14 protein-coding genes and 1 other RNA gene are annotated in these 18,862 nt (G+C 31.6%); 11 read left to right on the forward strand and 4 right to left on the reverse strand.

Annotated elements, in window-relative coordinates:
• Nucleotides 1–34 precede the first annotated feature (34 nt).
• On the reverse strand, nucleotides 35–691 hold the full coding sequence (gene nth, locus JOP69_RS00305) for an endonuclease III (RefSeq protein ID WP_203394545.1): 657 nt from the start codon (nucleotides 689–691) through the stop codon (nucleotides 35–37).
• A 111-nt stretch (nucleotides 692–802) separates the two neighbouring features.
• On the opposite strand from nth, the gene bcp reads away from it, so the two are divergent.
• Nucleotides 803–1,255 carry a thioredoxin-dependent thiol peroxidase gene (gene bcp / locus JOP69_RS00310; protein WP_203394544.1) on the forward strand — a complete coding sequence of 151 codons (453 nt, stop codon included), beginning with the start codon at nucleotides 803–805 and terminating at the stop codon, nucleotides 1,253–1,255.
• Nucleotides 1,256–1,420: 165 nt separating this feature from the next.
• Here the strand turns inward: bcp and JOP69_RS00315 are convergent, their stop codons facing one another.
• Together JOP69_RS00315 and JOP69_RS00320 are read right to left on the reverse strand one after the other, a co-directional pair.
• Nucleotides 1,421–3,868, reverse strand: coding sequence for a TonB-dependent receptor (locus JOP69_RS00315; protein WP_203394543.1), 2,448 nt, complete (start codon nucleotides 3,866–3,868; stop codon nucleotides 1,421–1,423).
• Between the two features lie 6 nt (nucleotides 3,869–3,874).
• Nucleotides 3,875–5,614 (reverse strand): M23 family metallopeptidase, encoded by a 1,740-nt coding sequence (locus JOP69_RS00320; RefSeq protein WP_252191155.1) that lies wholly within the window; start codon nucleotides 5,612–5,614, stop codon nucleotides 3,875–3,877.
• A gap of 557 nt (nucleotides 5,615–6,171) precedes the next feature.
• Here JOP69_RS00320 and JOP69_RS00325 point away from each other — a divergent pair.
• The 8 genes from JOP69_RS00325 to JOP69_RS00360 all read left to right on the forward strand — a co-directional run bounded on the left by JOP69_RS00325 (nucleotide 6,172) and on the right by JOP69_RS00360 (nucleotide 16,332).
• On the forward strand, nucleotides 6,172–6,462 hold the full coding sequence (locus JOP69_RS00325; RefSeq protein WP_203394542.1) for a hypothetical protein: 291 nt from the start codon (nucleotides 6,172–6,174) through the stop codon (nucleotides 6,460–6,462).
• Between the two features lie 13 nt (nucleotides 6,463–6,475).
• Nucleotides 6,476–6,766 (forward strand): cell division protein ZapA, encoded by a 291-nt coding sequence (locus tag JOP69_RS00330; RefSeq protein ID WP_203394541.1) that lies wholly within the window; start codon nucleotides 6,476–6,478, stop codon nucleotides 6,764–6,766.
• A 56-nt stretch (nucleotides 6,767–6,822) separates the two neighbouring features.
• Nucleotides 6,823–6,931, forward strand: a non-coding RNA gene (gene ssrS, locus JOP69_RS00335) — 6S RNA.
• Between the two features lie 48 nt (nucleotides 6,932–6,979).
• Entirely contained in the window at nucleotides 6,980–8,548 is a 1,569-nt protein-coding gene (gene rny / locus JOP69_RS00340) for a ribonuclease Y (protein ID WP_203394540.1), read from the forward strand.
• A 396-nt stretch (nucleotides 8,549–8,944) separates the two neighbouring features.
• A complete protein-coding gene (locus JOP69_RS00345; protein WP_203394539.1) occupies nucleotides 8,945–12,094 on the forward strand; it encodes a SusC/RagA family TonB-linked outer membrane protein in 3,150 nt (1,049 codons plus the stop codon).
• 5 nt (nucleotides 12,095–12,099) lie between these two features.
• Nucleotides 12,100–13,575, forward strand: a complete 1,476-nt coding sequence (locus JOP69_RS00350; RefSeq protein ID WP_203394538.1) for a SusD/RagB family nutrient-binding outer membrane lipoprotein — start codon at nucleotides 12,100–12,102, stop codon at nucleotides 13,573–13,575.
• A 61-nt stretch (nucleotides 13,576–13,636) separates the two neighbouring features.
• A complete protein-coding gene (locus JOP69_RS00355; RefSeq protein WP_203394537.1) occupies nucleotides 13,637–15,223 on the forward strand; it encodes a metallophosphoesterase family protein in 1,587 nt (528 codons plus the stop codon).
• Complete coding sequence (locus JOP69_RS00360) at nucleotides 15,223–16,332, forward strand: alkaline phosphatase family protein (protein ID WP_203394536.1); 1,110 nt, start codon at nucleotides 15,223–15,225, stop codon at nucleotides 16,330–16,332. Before JOP69_RS00355 ends, JOP69_RS00360 begins: the two co-directional genes overlap by 1 nt.
• 490 nt (nucleotides 16,333–16,822) lie before the next feature.
• Here JOP69_RS00360 and xerD read toward each other — a convergent pair whose 3' ends face one another.
• Nucleotides 16,823–17,719 carry a site-specific tyrosine recombinase XerD gene (xerD, locus tag JOP69_RS00365; RefSeq protein ID WP_203394535.1) on the reverse strand — a complete coding sequence of 299 codons (897 nt, stop codon included), beginning with the start codon at nucleotides 17,717–17,719 and terminating at the stop codon, nucleotides 16,823–16,825.
• Between the two features lie 126 nt (nucleotides 17,720–17,845).
• Here xerD and JOP69_RS00370 point away from each other — a divergent pair, with 126 nt between their 5' ends.
• Together JOP69_RS00370 and aroQ are read left to right on the forward strand one after the other, a co-directional pair.
• Nucleotides 17,846–18,370, forward strand: coding sequence for a porin family protein (locus JOP69_RS00370; RefSeq protein ID WP_203394534.1), 525 nt, complete (start codon nucleotides 17,846–17,848; stop codon nucleotides 18,368–18,370).
• A 72-nt stretch (nucleotides 18,371–18,442) separates the two neighbouring features.
• A complete protein-coding gene (gene aroQ / locus JOP69_RS00375; protein ID WP_203394533.1) occupies nucleotides 18,443–18,859 on the forward strand; it encodes a type II 3-dehydroquinate dehydratase in 417 nt (138 codons plus the stop codon).
• Nucleotides 18,860–18,862 lie beyond the last annotated feature (3 nt).

Genomic DNA, 18,862 nt, shown 5'->3' on the forward strand with positions numbered 1-18,862 from the left:
TTACACAGATTTTAGGATAGTGTCGGATATTTATCTATTTATTTTTTTTAAAATAGGTATCTAAGACTGTTTTTCTTCCAATAGTACTCGTAATAATATCTTTATCTAAATCCCAACCTCTTGCAGGAGAATATTCGCGTCCGTACCAAATAATTTGCAAATGTAAGTCGTTCCATAATTCTCTAGGGAATAAACGCTTTGCATCTTTTTCTGTTTGAGCAACACTTTTTCCGTTGCTTAAGTTCCAACGAAACATTAACCTTAAAATATGCGTATCAACCGGAAAAGCGGGGACACCAAAAGCCTGACTCATAACTACACTTGCTGTTTTATGGCCAACTGCAGGCAATTCTTCTAAACCTTCGAAGCTTTGTGGTACTTCTCCATGGTATTTTTCAATCAAAATTTTAGACAAACCGTAAATTCCTTTACTTTTCATTGGCGACAAGCCACAGGGTCGAATAATTTCTTTAATTTCTTCTACCGTCATTTTTACCATATCAAAAGGATTATCCGCTTTAGCGAATAATATAGGCGTAATTTTATTTACTCTTACATCGGTGCACTGTGCAGATAATAAAACAGCAATTAATAAGGTATAAGGGTCTTTATGATCTAAAGGAATTGGTATTTCAGGATATTTTTCTTGAAGTGTATCAATTACAAATTGTACTTTTTCTTGTTTGGTCATTTATTAGAGTTACTAAGTTTACAAGTTACAAAGTTACAAAGTAATATTTAGGTTTTATTTTAAACTTTGTAACTTAGCTACTTTGTACCTTTGTAATTAAAATTTATAAAAATGACATCACTAAAAATAGGAGACAAGGCTCCACAGTTTGAAGCAAAAGACAATGCAGGAAATACCATTAAATTAGCTGATTATGCAGGTAAAAAGTTAGTTTTGTTCTTTTATCCGAAGGCAAGTACACCTGGTTGTACTAATGAAGCGTGTGATTTAAGAGATAATTATCAATCTTTTTTAGCAAAAGGATATGATGTTTTAGGTGTAAGTGCCGATTCTGCTAAAAGACAACAAAATTTTATCAATAAAAACGAATTGCCTTTTCCGCTTTTAGCGGATGAAGATAAAGCCGTAATAGAAGCTTTTAATGTTTGGGGACCCAAAAAATTTATGGGAAAAGAATATGATGGAATTCACAGAACTACTTTTGTAATTGATGAAAACGGAGTGATTGAAGATATCATTCTAAAAGTAAAAACGAAAGCACATGCTGCTCAGATTTTAGTGTAAGAGCTTTAGTTTATAACTATAAAGAGGTCGTTTAAAAAGTAATTGTTTGTCTATCTGAATTTATTTCAGATTCTTATACTTGTTTAATTTTAGTAATTTAAGATACTGAAGCAAGTGAAGTATGACAAAGTTTATAGCTTTTAGACGGCCTCTTTTTTTTATCGATTAAAACTTCATGCCTACTTTAAAGTTTAAAACTCTACCTGTCATATAATTCGGAATGCCGTATTGTGTTTTAGAATACACATCTCTAACCCAAGTATTGGTAATTGAGTTTTGTATGTCAAACATATTAAAAAGCTCTAATCCGGCAGATAATTCTTTAAATTTAGACAACCAACCTGTTGTATATTGTTTGTTTGCATCCACAAAAATATAAGAAAGACCTAAATCGGCACGTTTATAATCTCTTAAACGATTTTGAAAGTCATACACATCTGCATAAGAAGGAGAGCCTCCGGGAACACCTGTATTGTACACCAAGTTTAAATATGCTTTTAAGTTTGGTAGATTAGGAACATAATCTTGAAAAAGAATTCCGAATTTAATACGTTGGTCAGAAGGTCTTGCAATATAACCTTGATTATCAATATTTTCTTCTGTTTTTAAATATCCTAAACTTACCCAACTTTCGCTACCAGGAACAAACTCACCATTTAAGCGAACATCCAATCCAGTTGCATACGCTTTGGTAACATTGTCTGCTCTGTATCGAATTCTAACATTGTCTATAGAATACGCATTTACATCAGATAAATCTTTATAATACAGTTCTGTATTTAGTTTAAAAGGTCTGTCCCACATTTCAAAACTATAATCCATTCCTGTAACTATGTGAATCGATTTCTGCGCTTTTACATCTACATTAATATCACCATTAAAATCTCTTAATTCTCTATAAGAAGGAGGTTGAGAATACCATCCGCCAGAAATACGAAACAACATATCTTTGTCCCAATTAGGTTTGATGGCAAATTGACCTCTAGGACTAATAATGGTCTGATTTGCAGATTTTATTCCATTTCCGGTTACGGACCAACTTTGCGCTCTAATACCTAAATTGTAAAAAATCTCGTGTTCATTCCAAAAAGAACGTTGGTTAAATTGGGCAAAACCAGAAACTCTATTAATTGTTACATTATTATCTTTTCTAATGTTTTGATACGGCGTAATTTCACCTTCAAAAGGTTGATAAGGTTGGTTGTTAGAAGTGTGATTTGGGGGGCTTATAGAAAAACCTAAAGAATCGATCATTTCCCATTCTCTAATACGGTCTCTAATATCTTCTTTCTGATATTTAGCACCAAAACTCCATTGTGTTTCTTCGTTTTTAATGGTTCCTTTCACCTGAATATTGGTAATTACAGCATCTAAATCGTTACGAGCATGGTTTAATTGGGATCCAATACCTTGAGAGAAATCTACTTCCCCAAAATTTTCGGATCCAATATCAGAATCTATTTCACCTAAATTATAAGCAGCTGCAATGTCAAAATGTTCTTCTTCTTGGGTATTGTATCTAGAAGCAGTTGTTGTTAAAGTAAAATTATCATTCACTTTATAATCAGCAGACAAAGCGCCAAACATCGTTAAATACTTGTCTTGTTCTTGTCCGGAGTAAAAAACGATTAACTCAAGGGGATCAGCAACTGTACCAAAACGTGTTTTTCTAGAAAAAGGTTGATAATTATAATTATTCAAGGAAAAATTTCCTAGAAAATTTAATGTAAACTTTTCTGAAAACTCATAAGACAAATACGTTTGTATATCTGTAAATTTTGGTTTAAAGTTAGTTTCAATTTGTTTACTATTTACAAATAAACTATTATCTCTGTATCTAACACCTGTAATGGTGCTAAGTTTTTTATTTAAAAAATTGCCTTCAAAGGTAACACTTGCTCCTAGTAAACTAGCATCTATTGTGGTAGCTGTTTCTGTAGGTTTTTTATACGTAATGTCTAAAACAGACGATAATTTATCGCCATACTTGGCTTGGAAACCACCTGCAGAAAAATTAATATTCTGTACCATATTAGAGTTTATAAAACTTAAGCCTTCTTGTTGCCCAGATCTAATTAAAAAAGGTCTGTAAATTTCAATTCCGTTTACATATACCAAATTTTCATCAAAATTACCACCTCTTACATTGTATTGTGTACTTAACTCGTTGTTGTTACTAACACCAGGTAACGTCATTAAAACGTTTTCTACTCCAGCATTTGGGCCAATTACATTTTTAACCACTGCAACATCAATCTTCTTTATACCTTGTGCATTCCTTACATTGTCTTTAATGATAACTTCTTTTAACTCTTCTGTTTTAGAAGAAAGCACAACCGAATAACGAGATCCATTTCTACTGTTTCCAATATATTTTTTAGTGAAAGTTCTATAAGAAATATGGCTAAAAACTAAGGTAATTTCTTCTTTATATGGAATTCTAATAGAGTAGTTTCCGTTTTTATCTGTGGTGGTACCCACGTTGTTATATTTTATAGAAACTTTTTCTATAGGTTGTTTGTTTTTGTCGTTAACGGTTCCTTTTAGGATTGTTGTTTTTTGAGCAAAAGCAATGACCGGAAGAAAGCATAAAAAGAGTAAGATTTTTTTCACGTAAGTTTAGTTTACTTGTTTCTTAAAGAACGTAGTAGAAAGCGTATTCGTATTTCCAACATTGTCCGAGACTACAATTTTAAAGATATGTTTGCTACCAACCAATTTTTTATCACTAAAATTATAGGTTAAAATCCTTTTTTTATGATTGTATTCCATTAAAATCCATTTTCCATCAAGGGTAGCTCTGTAATCTTTAATACCAGAACCAATATCAGAAATTTTAACTTTGATGGTTTTACTTTTAGAAATCCATTGGTTATTTTTAAAATACAGGATATTTACTTTAGGTTTATGAGTATCTGAAACTAAAGCATATTTGCCCAATGTTTTTGTTGTAGTGTAAAATGTGCTGTCTTTTTTTCTAGTATATTGATACCAAGGATATTTAGGGTTTTCTACATTGGCAATATAAAGCTGTTGTTTTTCTGCTTCAGAATATTTAGAAACGTTAAATGTTAAGGTAAAACTTTTATCTAAAGGAATAGTAGGAGTATGAATTTTTGCAACGCCTTTATCAACTTTAAAATCTAAATACACATCGTCATAAAAGGTGTTTTTAGGAAAAGCAACGGTTACGTTTTTTTGTGTGAATTTATAAAAGTTTTTAGCGATTATTTTATAAGCAGTAGTGTCTTTTGGTTGGGTAAAAATGGCATTACTTTCTTTCCCCGCAATCGAAATTTTTAGAGAGCTGGTGTTTTCTTCATAATCTTTAGCAATAATCTCTACATTATAATTCAATTCGTTTTTAATATTTACTCTTCCGTTATTTATCAATTCTTTGTAGGTAGAAAGTTTATTTGCGCTTTCCTTATAAGTTTTCTGATATTTCTTCGAATATTTTTTATAATGAGGATAATCTATATGTAAGTTGATGTATTTACTTTCTGCAAACGAAAAGGTTTCTACATCATGATGATAATAGCGTTTGCCATTTACAAACATTTCTAAACTATAAATTCCGTTTTTATTGGAGGCTTTATCCAATTGATCAAAAACATTAACACTAAAACCAATAGTACCTGAAGCCGAAATTTTATCAACTTTATACTTCCCTTTTGCGATACTTTTTAAAGAAACAACTGTACTCTTATTTTTATTATTAACTCTAGCGTTTTTGTTAAGAGGATACACTTTTAACGCTAAAAAAGTAGGGGGTTTTGTGTCTACGGGTTTCAAACCAAAAAACAACGGATTAATAATATTTTCTGTTTTAGTGTTTCTAACTTCAAAGTGCAAATGTGGCCCACCAGAACTACCTGTATCACCAGAAAACGCAATGATTTCTCCTTTTTTTACAGGAAATTGATCTTCTTTAAAAAATAAATTACCAGTTTCATAAAGCTCTTTTTTATATTGAACAGACTTTACATATTTTTGAATTTTGTCTGCATATTTACTTAAATGTCCATAGACCGTTGTAAACCCGTTTGGGTGTGTAACATATAATGCTTTTCCATATCCATATTGACTCACTTTTATTCTAGAAACATAACCATCTGCCGGAGCATACACTTTTAAACCTTCTCTTCCCTGGGTTTTAATATCTACGCCAGAATGAAAATGATTACTCCTTAATTCGCCAAATGTACCCGCTAAAACAGTAGGGATACCAAGTGGATTTCTGAAATAGGTTTGAGGGTATTTCTCTTGAGAAAAAGTAAAAAAAGTAGATAAGAATGTGAATAACAATAAAGTTTGTTTCAAAATGTAAATATTTTCTACAAAAATAGTGAAAATCATTTTTTTGTTAAAAGGTTAATCTTTAAACTTTTAATAAAATTAGTTACTATTGATAACTAAAAAGACTTAATACCGCAGCGCTAATGGATACCATAAATAAGACGCTCTCAATTAAATGTTTTAAGTATTTTTTGGATATTAAAAAATCATTTATATAAAAATATTTTTAGTTTGACAAACTCTTTTTAAATAATGAATTTTAGTGTTTTTTAAATGATACCCTTGCTTTTTTGTAATAATTTTATTGAGATAAAGTAGCCCATTTTTATTTTAAGTTACCTCTGTTTGTTAGGTAGTTAGAGAGAAGTCTTGGTTCTTGATTCTAAAAGCGAATCGGTCATCAATCTTTTATTATACACTAATGATTTTTATTCATAATATAATTTTTAAAATCAAACCTTCACGTAATAATTTCTGTCTAAACAAATTGAATTCCATAATGTTAACAGAAGCTTGTGATGTGTTTAGTGAACATTAATGAAAATAAGCAACAAAATGTTGTAAAGTTTAAAACAGAATGTTAACTTTGTAGTTATAGTTTTATTCTTAAAATATAGATGAGTAATACAATAGAAGCAATTCATTTACTGGAAGATAAGCTACAAAGCTTATTGTCAAATTATGAATTTTTAAAGAATGAAAATGAAATTTTGCTTCAAAGTACCAATGAGTTACAACATCAGTTAAAAGAAAGAGAGCAATTATTAGCAGCGAAAAAAAAAGAATATGATTTGCTTAAAATTGCAAAAACTATAGATGGCAGTAGTACAAATACAAGAGATACAAAACTCAAAATAAATACTTTAATTCGAGAAATCGACAAGTGTATTATACAATTACACGAATAAAGTTCATTAAATTGTGGGAAAACTTAAAATTAATGTTGTTATAGCAGGTAGAACCTATCCTTTAAGTGTGAATAACACAAAGGAAGAGGAAGGCATGAGAAAAGCCGCAAGAGCTATTAATAAATTAATTTCTATGTATGAAGAAAATTATGCAGTGAGCGATAAACAAGATGTTTTAGCAATGTGTGCATTACAATTTGCTTCTAAAGCAGAAATAACATCATTAGAAAAAGATTCTACAGATAGAGAAGTAGTAGATAAAATAACAGCGTTGACTAATTTAGTTGATGCTCATTTAAAATAAGTTCTTTAAAATACACATTAACAACACACTGCCTACGTTAGTACATTGTTTATTAAACTCAACACGATTCAATTATGAAGGATGAGTCTTAACTACTAAAGCAAGCCATCTAGAATGGATCCTTGAACAGTTAGTTAGTCCTATAAGTAACCATATTTGGAGTTTAAAAAACCTCACTAATGTAGGCTTTTTTTTATATATTAAATTTAAATTATGGATGGAATGATACTTCCCATTATTGTGGGAGTTTTGATAGGAATTGCAGTTGGATTTTTAATTGCAAAAGCGATGGAAAAAGCAAAAGGCAAAAAGATACTTAGTGGCACTAGAAAAGAAGCCGCTACAATCTTAAAAGAAGCAAAAATAGATGCAGAATCTGTAAAAAAAGAAAAAATACTTCAGGCGAAAGAGAAGTTTATTGAATTAAAATCTGAGCATGAGAAAGTAATTCTTACTAGAGAGAAAAAGATTTCTGATGTAGAGAAGCGTATAAGAGATAGAGAATCTCAAGTTGCTTCTGAAGTAGATAAAAACAAAAGATTAAACAAGTCTTTAGAACATAAAGAAGGTGAGTTTAATAAAAAATTAGACTTTTTAGAAAACAAAGAATCAGAGTTAGAAAAAATGCACAAGCGTCATGTAGACATGCTAGAGCAAATTTCTGGTTTATCGGCAGAAGATGCAAAAAAGGAATTGATAACTTCTTTAAAAGATGAAGCTAAAACAGAAGCAATGGCTTTTGTACAAACTTCTATTGAAGAAGCAAAGTTAACAGCAGAACAAGAGGCTAGAAAAGTGGTTTTAGGAACCATACAAAGAGTAGGTGTAGAGCAAGCAGTAGAAAACTGTGTGTCTGTATTTACTTTAGAGTCAGATGATGTTAAAGGTAGAATTATTGGTAGAGAAGGACGTAATATTAGAGCTTTAGAAGCTGCAACGGGTGTAGAAATTATTGTAGATGATACTCCAGAAGCTATTATTCTTTCTTGTTTTGATCCTGTTCGTAGAGAGATTGCAAGGTTATCTATGCATAAATTAGTAACCGATGGTAGAATTCACCCTGCAAGAATAGAAGAGGTTGTTAAAAAGACAGAAAACCAAATTACCCAAGAAATTATTGAGGTTGGTAAAAGAACTGTAATTGAGTTAGGGATTCACGGATTGCATCCAGAATTGATAAAAACAGTAGGTAGAATGAAATATCGTTCTTCATACGGACAAAATTTATTACAACACTCGCGTGAAGTAGCAAATCTTTGTGGAATTATGGCTGCAGAAATGGGCTTAAATTCTAAAGTTGCAAAACGTGCTGGTTTGTTACATGATATTGGTAAAGTGCCAGATACAGAAAGCGAACTTCCACACGCATTGTTAGGTATGGAATGGGCTGAAAAGTATGGCGAAAAACCAGATGTTTGTAATGCTATTGGTGCTCACCACGATGAAATTGAAATGAAAACCTTAATAGCGCCAATTGTACAAGTTTGTGATGCTATTTCAGGAGCGAGACCAGGAGCAAGACGTCAGGTTTTAGATTCTTACATTCAACGTTTAAAAGATTTAGAAAACATAGCATTTGGTTTTCCAGGTGTTCAAAAAGCGTATGCTATTCAGGCAGGACGTGAATTACGTGTAATGGTAGAGAGTGGTAAAGTAAATGATACCAAAGCTGCTGAATTATCTTTTAGTATTTCTCAGAAAATACAAAACGATATGACGTATCCAGGTCAAGTAAAAGTAACTGTTATTAGAGAAACAAGAGCGGTGAATGTGGCGAAGTAAAAGCCTATCATAATCTTCCGGAAGGGAAGAGACATTTTTGTGTTATCAAGATATTTTTAAAAATCCCTACCATGTTTATGGTAGGGATTTTTGCTTTGAAACATTTCTTCGTAATTATAGGTTTTACTTTCAATCTAATTTCGAATCTTTAATACCAACGGCATTATAGAACCCGATAAACTAAAAATTAATTAACCTTAAGTGTATTCTTAAGGTTTTCTATATGGCCTTATTTCTTAAATTAATGTTAATTTATGATGAAAAGTACCGCTCTAGGTAACACAATCTTATCTTGTTATTTGGTTTTGGTTGCAATATACTAACGTTCGTTTTAGGTTGATTTAACTTAATATATTTTGCTTTGTAACTCAATTACAAAACTAAATCAACTATAAAATGAAACACAAATTTTTAATTTTAATGTCACTTTTTCTGGGGACAATTGCTTTTTCTCAGCAAGTTTTAACAGGGAAAATAATAGATGAAACAGGTATTCCTTTAATGGAAGCAAGTGTTCATATTATAAAAGGTAATAAATGGACTACTTCTAATATTGATGGAGAATTTAAAATAGAATTTAAAGATGAGCATAGTAAAATAAAAGTAGAATTTCTCGGGTACCAAAGCAAAGAGATTGTTATTGGAAACAGAAAAAATATTACCATAACGCTATTACCCGAAGTAAATGCTTTAAGTGAGGTTATTGTTACTGCTTTAGGTATTAAAAGGGCACAAAAGAAAGTAGGGTATGCTACTCAGCGAGTAGATGCTTCTACCATAAAAGAAGTTGTTGCTCCAAATGCAGCAGGTTTAATTACGGGAAAGGTTGCCGGTTTAACGGTTAGTAATCCAACAGGTTTATTTCAAGCTCCTTCATTTACATTAAGAGGGAAATCTCCATTAATTGTCGTGGATGGTATTCCTGTAAGCACAGATTTTTACGATATTTCTCCGGATGATATTGTAGATATTACGGTTTTAAAAGGAACTTCTGCATCTGCCTTATATGGGTATAGAGGAGGGAATGGAGCCATACAAATTACAACTTCTAAAGGTCAGAAATCAGACGGATTAGAAATTACAGTTTCTCATAACACGATGGTGAGTGCAGGTTTTACGGTTTTTCCAGAAACTCAAACAGAATACGGAAATGGTTCTAACGGAAAATATGAGTTTTGGGACGGACAAGATGGTGGTATTTCTGACGGAGATATGATTTGGGGACCAAAATTTGAGCCTGGTGTAAAAATAGCACAATGGAATAGTCCTATTAAAGACAATGTTTCTGGTGATGTTACTCCTTGGTGGGGAGATGTAAGCGGAACAAAATACGATGATAAATCTCGCTATTCTAGAGTGCCAACTGATTGGGAATATCATAACAACTTAAAAGATTTTTTAAGAACAGGAGTTATCAATACCACTTCTTTTTCTGTTGCCAACTCAACAGCAAGAGGTTCTTATAGATTATCGGGTAATTACAAATCTCATACTGGTAGAGTACCAAATACCAATTTAAAAACGGGAGGGTTAACTTTTAATTCAACAACAAAATTATCAGATAAATTAACCTTAGATAGTAAGTTGGCGTATAATAAAGTGTTTTCTCCTAATTATCCAAGACATGGTTACGGTCCTAAAAACCACATGTACACTATTTTAATTTGGATGGGAGATGATGTAAACGGAAAAGAATTAAATGAACACAGATATATTCCTGGTCAAGAAGGATATAGACAAGCAAACTTTAATTACGCTTGGTATAACAATGTATATTTTGCTGCTCATGAGTTAAATCAGCGATATGACTCTAATGTTTTAAACGGGCAATTAAAATTAAATTATCAATTTTCAGATGATTTCAGTATTCAGGCAATGGGATCTTCTGTAATGAAACATCGTTTTGAAAATAGAGAAAGTCCGAAATCTTATTTAAACTACGGAGACCCAAGAGATGGAGATTACAAAACTTGGAATACTAGTTCTGTGGATGTAGATTATAATGTTTTAGCTACCTATAATAAAAAAATTACAGATAAATTTTCTTTAGGTGTCAATGCAGGAGCTTCATCAGAATACCATAAATACCAACAAGAATACAATGCTACAGATGGTATTATAGTGCCAGAATTGTATAGTTTAAACAATACAAAAGGAAATATAAAAGGAGCAACTGAATTTTCTGAAAGATCTGTAAACAGTTTATACGGAATGTTAGAGTTAGATTTTGATAATAAATTATTCTTAACATTTACAGGTAGAACAGACAAACACTCTACATTACCAATAGATAACAACTCATTATTTTATCCATCGGTATCTTTAAGTAGTATGCTTTCGGAATGGTTTAAATTGCCAGAATCTATCAATTACTTAAAAGCATTTGGGTCTTGGGCTCAGGTAAAAAGATCTTTAAGTGCCTATCAAATTAATTCTTATTATGACAACGCAGGTACTTTTAACGGTAGCCCAGAATTATCGTATTCAGGTAGTTTGGTAAACCCAGATATTGAAGGATCTTTAACAACCAATGTAGAATTAGGTTTTAGCGCAGGTTTCTTAAACAATAGAATAGGATTGGATTTTGCGTACTATAATGCCGTTGATGAAAACTCAATTATAGATTTACCAATTTCTTTAGGATCTGGTTTTTCATCAAGAAAAGAAAATGCACACCAATTTACCACCAATGGTTTGGAGGTTTCAGTAAGAGCTACACCAATTAAAAATGCAGATTTTAGATGGGATGTGTTAGCTAACTGGTCTAAAAAAGTACAACGATTAACAAGATTAGATGAAGGCGCAGAGCAGTACAACAGTTTACGATTAAATGATAGAACAGATGCGTATTATGCAACCGTTTGGGAAAAATCTGCAGATGGAGAATTAATCTTAGATGCAAATACAGGGATGCCAACTAAAAATCCGTATCAACAAAATATAGGAAACAAGAATCCTGATTTTAGGTATGGTTTAGAAAATACTTTTAAATACAAAGGATTTTCTTTAAAAGTAGGTATAGATGGTGTTTGGGGAGGTTTAATGAGATCTAAAACTGTAGAAAAAATGTGGTGGGGTGGTAAACATCCAAACTCTACGGAATATAGAGATGTAGAATATGCTCAAGGAATTGGAACCGTGTATGTGCCAACAGGTGTAAATGTAACAGGAGGTTCTGTGCAAAGAGATTTAAGCGGAAATGTTACTTCAGATACTAGAACCTATGCAACACATACTTCTCCAGTGAGTTGGCAAGCTTGGTCGCAAAACTATCCGTATAGAGCGCAGGTAACACAAAAAGAAAGCAAAACTTTTGCTAATGTTTTCGATAGATCTTATCTAAAATTAAGAACGGTAGCTTTAAGTTACGATTTAACAAACGTGCTTAAAGTAAAAGGCATCAAACAAATTAATGCAAGTCTAAATGGTTACAACTTATTCATCTTAAAAAAAGCAGATATTATTGATCCAGACTTTGGTAATGATGATGATTTACAAGATCCTTCTACAAGATATTTAGGTTTAGGTTTAACTTTTAAATTTTAATAAAAATGAACAATTTTAAAATAATATTATTTTTAATGATGGCTGTTGTTATGTCTTCTTGCGAAGATTTAGATATCAATGACAATCCAAATAAAGTAAGTGTAACGCATCCAGATTTATTACTGACTAATATTGCAACTTCTGCTTTTCAAGTGAAAGGAACTGGCGGAATGTATGCTTCTAGAATGCTTGTGCAGACCGATGGTGAAAGTGCTTCGCAGTTTTACAAATGGGACAGAGATAGTTTTGACGCTTATAATAGTTTAAGACAAGTGACTAAAATGATGGAAGAAGCAGACAGAATAGTAGACGATTCTTACAAAGGAATTGGTTACTTTTTTAGAGCATATTATTTTTATGATTTGGCATTAACTTTTGGAGATGTGCCTTATGCAGATGCTTTAAAAGGAGAATCAGATAAATTATATCAACCAAAATATAGTTCACAAGAAGATGTTTTTAGAGGGATTTTAAAAGAGTTAGCAGAGGCAAATTCATTGTTAAATGGTACAGATATCATTACCGGAGATCCTATTTTTAATGGAGATGTTAGTAAGTGGAAAAAGTTAGTCAACTCTTTTCGTTTAAAAGTATTATTAACGCTTTCTAAAAAGGAAGGAAGCTCTTCTTTAAATATTAAAAATGAATTTGCATCTATTTATAATACTGAATCAATCATTGCAACTCCAGAAGAAAGTGCACGTTTAGAATTTGTAGATGTGGTAGATTCTAGATATTCAGAATTCAATTCTAGTGGTTATGGTTCTGGTTTATACATGGCGTCTACTTTTGTAGATATGTTAAAAGAAAGAGAAGATGCACGCTTATTTGCTATTGCAGGTCAAACTAAAAATGCAAAAGAAGCAGGTTTGTCTATTGGTGATTTTACTGCGTACGCAGGAGGAAATCCTATTGCGGCTTATAACGATGTAAATTTAGTAGCTGCGGCAGGTAAAGTATCAAAAGTAAATGAGCGTTATACAAAAGATCCAACGGCAGAAGCACATAATTTGTTAAGTTTTTCTGAAGTTCAGTTTATTTTAGCAGAAGCAGCCGTAAAAGGATGGATTTCTTCTACAAGCGCACTAATTTTTTATGAAAACGGAATCAAAGCAAACTTCCAGTTCTATAATACGTATGCAAAAGGATATGAAGCGTATTATACGCAAGCTGAAGCTGTAAAATATATTGCAGGAACAAAAGTGAACTTTTTAAATGCTAGTACTAATGAAGAAAAATTAGAATTAATTTTAACCCAGAAATATTTAACATCTTTTTTACAAGGAGGTTGGAGAATGTATTTTGATCATTTGAGAACTGGATATCCTGTATTTCCTTTAGGTTTAGGTACAGCTCCAACAAGATGGATGTATCCTTTAGATGAATACAATAACAATTCGACTAACGTAACCGAAGCAATTGCCAGTCAATTTGGAGGTTCTAATGACGGAATTAGAGAAATTACTTGGTGGTTAAAATAATATAAAAACAAACTAAATAAGGTCGTAATTAAATTACGACCTTATTTTAATTTATAATAAAATGAAAAAAAATATACTTATTACATTTTTGATATTGTTTTATGTTCCGATTTTATGGGCTCAAAAAATAGAAATAAAACCTTATTTACAAGACGCAGAACCAACTTCAATCAAAATTATGTGGCAAACAGATTTTGGAGAAGAATCAATTGTGCATTGGGGATTAAGCAAAAACAAATTAAAAAATAAAACAAAAGGAACTTCTTTTGATATTAATTTTTCAGAAAAACGAGTTCATGAAGTTGCTATAACGGGGTTATCAAGATTTACCACCTATTTTTATAAAGTACAAACAGGGAAAGCAGTTTCTGAAGTGTATCAATTTAAAACTCCACCTTTTGCAGGTAGTTCTAAAAAAATAAATTTAGTTGCTATGAGCGATATGCAAAACGACTGGCAACATCCAACAAAGTTTCAAGAAGTGGTAGAAGAAGGTATTTTACCGTATTTTAAAAAGAATTTTGAAGGCGATCTTTCAGACAATTTAGCTATGGTGGTGATTCCTGGAGATTTGGTAGATAGAGGTACTACTTTTAATCAATGGGAAGATCATTTTTTTAAACAATCAGAAAAATTATTTTCTAACGTACCAGTGTACCCAGTTCCTGGGAATCATGAACGTAATTCAGATTATTTCTTTAAATACTTTAGTCTTCCTAAAAATGGAAGTCCGGAATATGCAGAGCACTGGTGGTTTAAAGATTATGCAAATACCAGAATTATTGGGCTAGATTCTAATGACGGTTATCGAGATATAAAACAACAATTAGTGTGGTTAAAAGAGTTGTTAGCTAAAACAGCTAAAAACGATTCGATTGATTTTGTTTTTGCTCAATTACATCATCCTCATAAATCGGAATTATGGATTCCTGGAGAAGAAGATTTTTCTGGTGAAGTAGTAAAATTGTTAGAAGCCTTTAGCAAGGAATCTAACAAACCAAGTTTACATTTTTTCGGACATACGCATGGGTATTCTAGAGGACAATCTAAAGAACATAAACATCTTTGGGTAAATGTTGCATCCGCCGGAGGCGCTATTGATAATTGGGGCGAATTTGAAGGTAGAGATTATGACGAATTTACGGTAACTCAAGACGAATATGGCTTTGTTTTGGCAACCATAGACCCAGATAAAGAAAATCCTTCTTTTACCTTAAAAAGGATAAGTAGAGGTAATAATATCAAATTTAGAAATAACGAGTTAAGAGATAGTATTACTGTTTTTAAGAAAACAATTCAGCCAAATACACCTGTTTTAGCTAATTTTAGTAAAGAAGCAAAACCTACTTATAAAGTAGTTTTAAAGGCAAATTCTTTTAAAAGTGATAAAAAGAAGGCTTTTCATGCAGCCTCTAATTGGCAGGTGTCTACAACAGAAGATTTTGCTAAACCAGTGTACGATTCTTGGAAACAACACGAAAATTGGTATTACAGAGAAAATAGACAAAAAGACGATGATTTAACGGATGAGGTTTTAGATAGAAAGCTAAATAATAACACAACCTATTATGTGCGTGTTCGTTACAGAGATCAATTTTTAAATTGGAGTAATTGGTCTATTATAAAAACATTTAAAACGATTAAATAATGAAAAGATTAAAATTATCAAGTGTTTTTTTACTGTTGATGTTAGCTGCGTGCTCTTCAGAAAAAAAAGAAATCAAAAAAATATTGAAAGACGATTCTAATAAAGTTTTTGTAATTACTTTAGATGGTTTGCGTTGGCAAGAATTATTCTCTGGAGCCGATTCTTTATTGGTAGAAAATAAAGAATATGTTAGTGATACAAAAGGATTGAAAACACAATTTTGGAGAGATTCTGCCACAGAAAGAAGAAAAGTGTTATTTCCTTTTATTTGGAATGAAGTTGCTAAAATGGGACAAATTCATGGAAACCGATGGCAAGGAAGTAAAATGAATGTAACTAACGGAATGCATTTTTCGTACCCTGGTTACAATGAAATTTTAACAGGAAAAGCAGACGATGCAAGAATTGATAGCAATCGTAAAATTCCGAATCCGAACCTTACTATTTTAGAAATAGCAGAAAATACAGAAGCTTACAAAGGTATGGTAGTAGCTTTTGGTAGTTGGGATGTTTTTCCGTTTATAATCAACGAAGAAAGAAGTGGTTTGTATGTAAACGCAGGTTTTAGAGAAGCAATAGGAACTGATTTGTCAGATAAAGAAGTTTTCTTAAATGAGTTGCAAGCAGAAACTCCGAGTCCTTGGGGTGGTGTTCGTTTAGATGTTTTTACACATCATTATGCTTTAGAAACGATTAAAAAGAAGCATCCGAAGTTGGTGTTTATTTCTTACGGAGAAACCGATGATTTTGCACACGATGGAGAATATGATGCGTATTTAAGATCGGCAAATAGAACCGATGCGTTCATCCAAAAACTTTGGAATTATACTCAAAAAGATCTTTTCTATAAAGGAAAAACGACTTTTATAATTACGACAGATCATGGAAGAGGTACAGCGCCTTTAGAAACATGGAAGCATCATGGAGACGCTATTAAAGATTCAGACCAAGTTTGGGTACTTTCTTTTGGAAATGAAATTGAAGCAAAAGGAGAAATTATAACGGAAGAACAGTTGTATACAAATCAAGTGGCGGCTTCTGTAGCCAAACTTTTAGATGTAGAGATACCGACAGATTCAATAGGAAAACCATTTTCTTTTATAAAGTAAGGAGTTGTTTTATCAACTTAAAAAAGGCTGTCTTTAAATTTATTTTTTGTCAATCTGAATTTATTTTAGGCTCCTATGAGGTTTGAATTTCAGTACGTTGAGATGCTGAAACAAGTTCAGTATTACAAGCTTTAAACTTTTTTAGATAGTCTTTTTTATTTTGAATCTATTTCGAAACGCTCATTTCTAGTGATTTTTATTTTTCCTGAAATTGTATCGGGAATCATTTTTTTTAACTTTATCAAAAAGAACACAAAGTATAGCTCACAAATTTGTCATTTCGACGCAAGGAGAAATCTCATAAAGTTGCTCAATTTTGTGTTCGTTTCTTGTGAGACTTCTACTAAAAGGTGATAGTGACACGATTATGGTTTTTACACAATTTTGTCTTTTTTATGCTGAAATTTCGGCAGAGAAATCCCAGAAAGTTACTCCGTATTGTAGATTCAAAAGCATGAGTTCCTTCCCTTCGGGAAGGTTAGGATGGGCTTTACTTTCTAGGATGATAGGTTTCAACAACTTCCTTTAAATAACTTTTATCTAAATGTACATATACTTCTGTGGTAGTAATACTTTCGTGCCCTAACATTTGCTGAATAGCTCTTAAATCTGCGCCGTTTTTTAATAAATGAGTAGCGAAAGAATGACGCAAGGTATGCGGACTAATTTTCTTCTTTAAATCAATTTCTAGAGCTAGATTTTTAAGAATAATAAAAATCATTTGTCTGGTTAGCCCTTTGCCGCGTCGGTTTAAGAAAACAGTATCTTCAAAACCTTTTTGTGGGTTTATATGCGTTCTAATTACTTTTATATATTGCGAAATATACTTTTGTGCATTGTAGTGAATTGGCACAAAACGTTGTTTATTTCCTTTTCCAATAACGCGTACAAAACCTTCTTCAAAAAATAAATCAGAAATTTTTAGGGTGATTAGTTCACTTACACGCAAGCCACAACTATATAAAGTTTCTAAAATAGTTCTATTTCTTTCGCCTTGCGGATGGCTTAAATCGATAGCAGAAATCAATTGGTTAATTTCATCTTCAGACAGTGTATCTGGTAATTTTCTACCAATTTTTGGAGCTTCAATTAAATCTGTTGGATTTGTTTTTCTATAATCTTCAAAAATTAGATAATCAAAGAAACTTCGTAAACCAGATATAATTCTAGCCTGACTTCTAGGATTTACTTTTTTAGCAACATCATAAATAAATTGTTGAATAGTTATTTCATCAATTGAAATAGGAGAGGAGTCAATTTCGTTTTTATCAAGAAAAAGTAGTAGTTTTTCTAAATCTCTAGAATAACTATCAATTGTATTTTGAGATAACCCTCTTTCTATTTTTAAAAATAATTGAAAATCTCTAATTGCATTTTGCCATTTCATGGGATAAAGATATAAAAACTTAGTTATGATTTTTATGATATTTAATAATTACTAAGCCTTTTTTTTTGCCTTAAAATGATTCTTTTTACTTATTTTTGAATTATATAAATTATTTAAAAAAAAGTTATGAAAAAAGTATTATTTATTGCAGTAGTGGCATTATTAGGATTAGGAAATGTAAATGCACAGGATGCTAAATTTGGAGCTGTTGCAGGTTTTCATAATTTAAGTATTAAAGCTAGTGGAGGTGGAGGTTCCATTTCTGTTGATGGTCAAGGTTTTTATGTTGGTTTTTCGGGAGAATTTGTACTTTCTGAAGATTTAAACTTACAAACTGAATTACAATATGCTAGTGCTAGTAAAGATGGAGAGTCTACTGATTTAATAGTTTTACCAATACTGGCAAAGTACTATGTTTCAGAAGAATTTAGTTTACAAGCAGGACCACAATTAGATTTTTTAGTGTCAGAATCAGACGGAGTAAATGTTTTTGGTTTAGGTTTAGCAATTGGAGCAGGATATGATATTAGTGAAAAGCTTTATATTTCTACAAGGTATGCATTTGGCTTAACAAACAGATTAGAAGATGCGCCTTCTGGTGTTTCAATAAAATTTAACACTTTTCAAGCAGGATTAGGGTATAGATTCTAATTTAGAAGATTTAAAGAGTTTAAAAACGGAAGCATTTTTGCTTCCGTTTTTTATTTGTTATATTTTAGCAGTATGAAACTAATTATAATTAACGGACCCAATTTAAACTTACTAGGAAAAAGAGAACCAGAAATTTACGGTTCAGAAACTTTTGAAGATTTCTTTAGAACACTTCAATTAAAATTTAACGAGATAGAATTGTCTTATTTTCAGTCGAATAGTGAGGGAGCCATTATAGATAAATTGCACGAAGTTGGTTTTAGTTTCGATGGTGTTGTTATCAACGCAGGTGCTTACACGCACACTTCTGTTGCTATTGCAGATGCTATTAGTGGTATTACAACTCCGGTTGTTGAGGTACATATTTCTAACGTGCATAAACGAGAAACTTTTAGACATCATTCTTTTTTATCTCCGGTTTGTAAAGGTGTTATTTTAGGTTTTGGGTTAAAAAGCTATGAGTTGGGGATTGAGAGTTTTATAAATTAGAAA

Source organism: Polaribacter sp. Q13 (genome assembly GCF_016858305.2).
Taxonomy (GTDB): Bacteria; Bacteroidota; Bacteroidia; order Flavobacteriales; family Flavobacteriaceae; genus Polaribacter.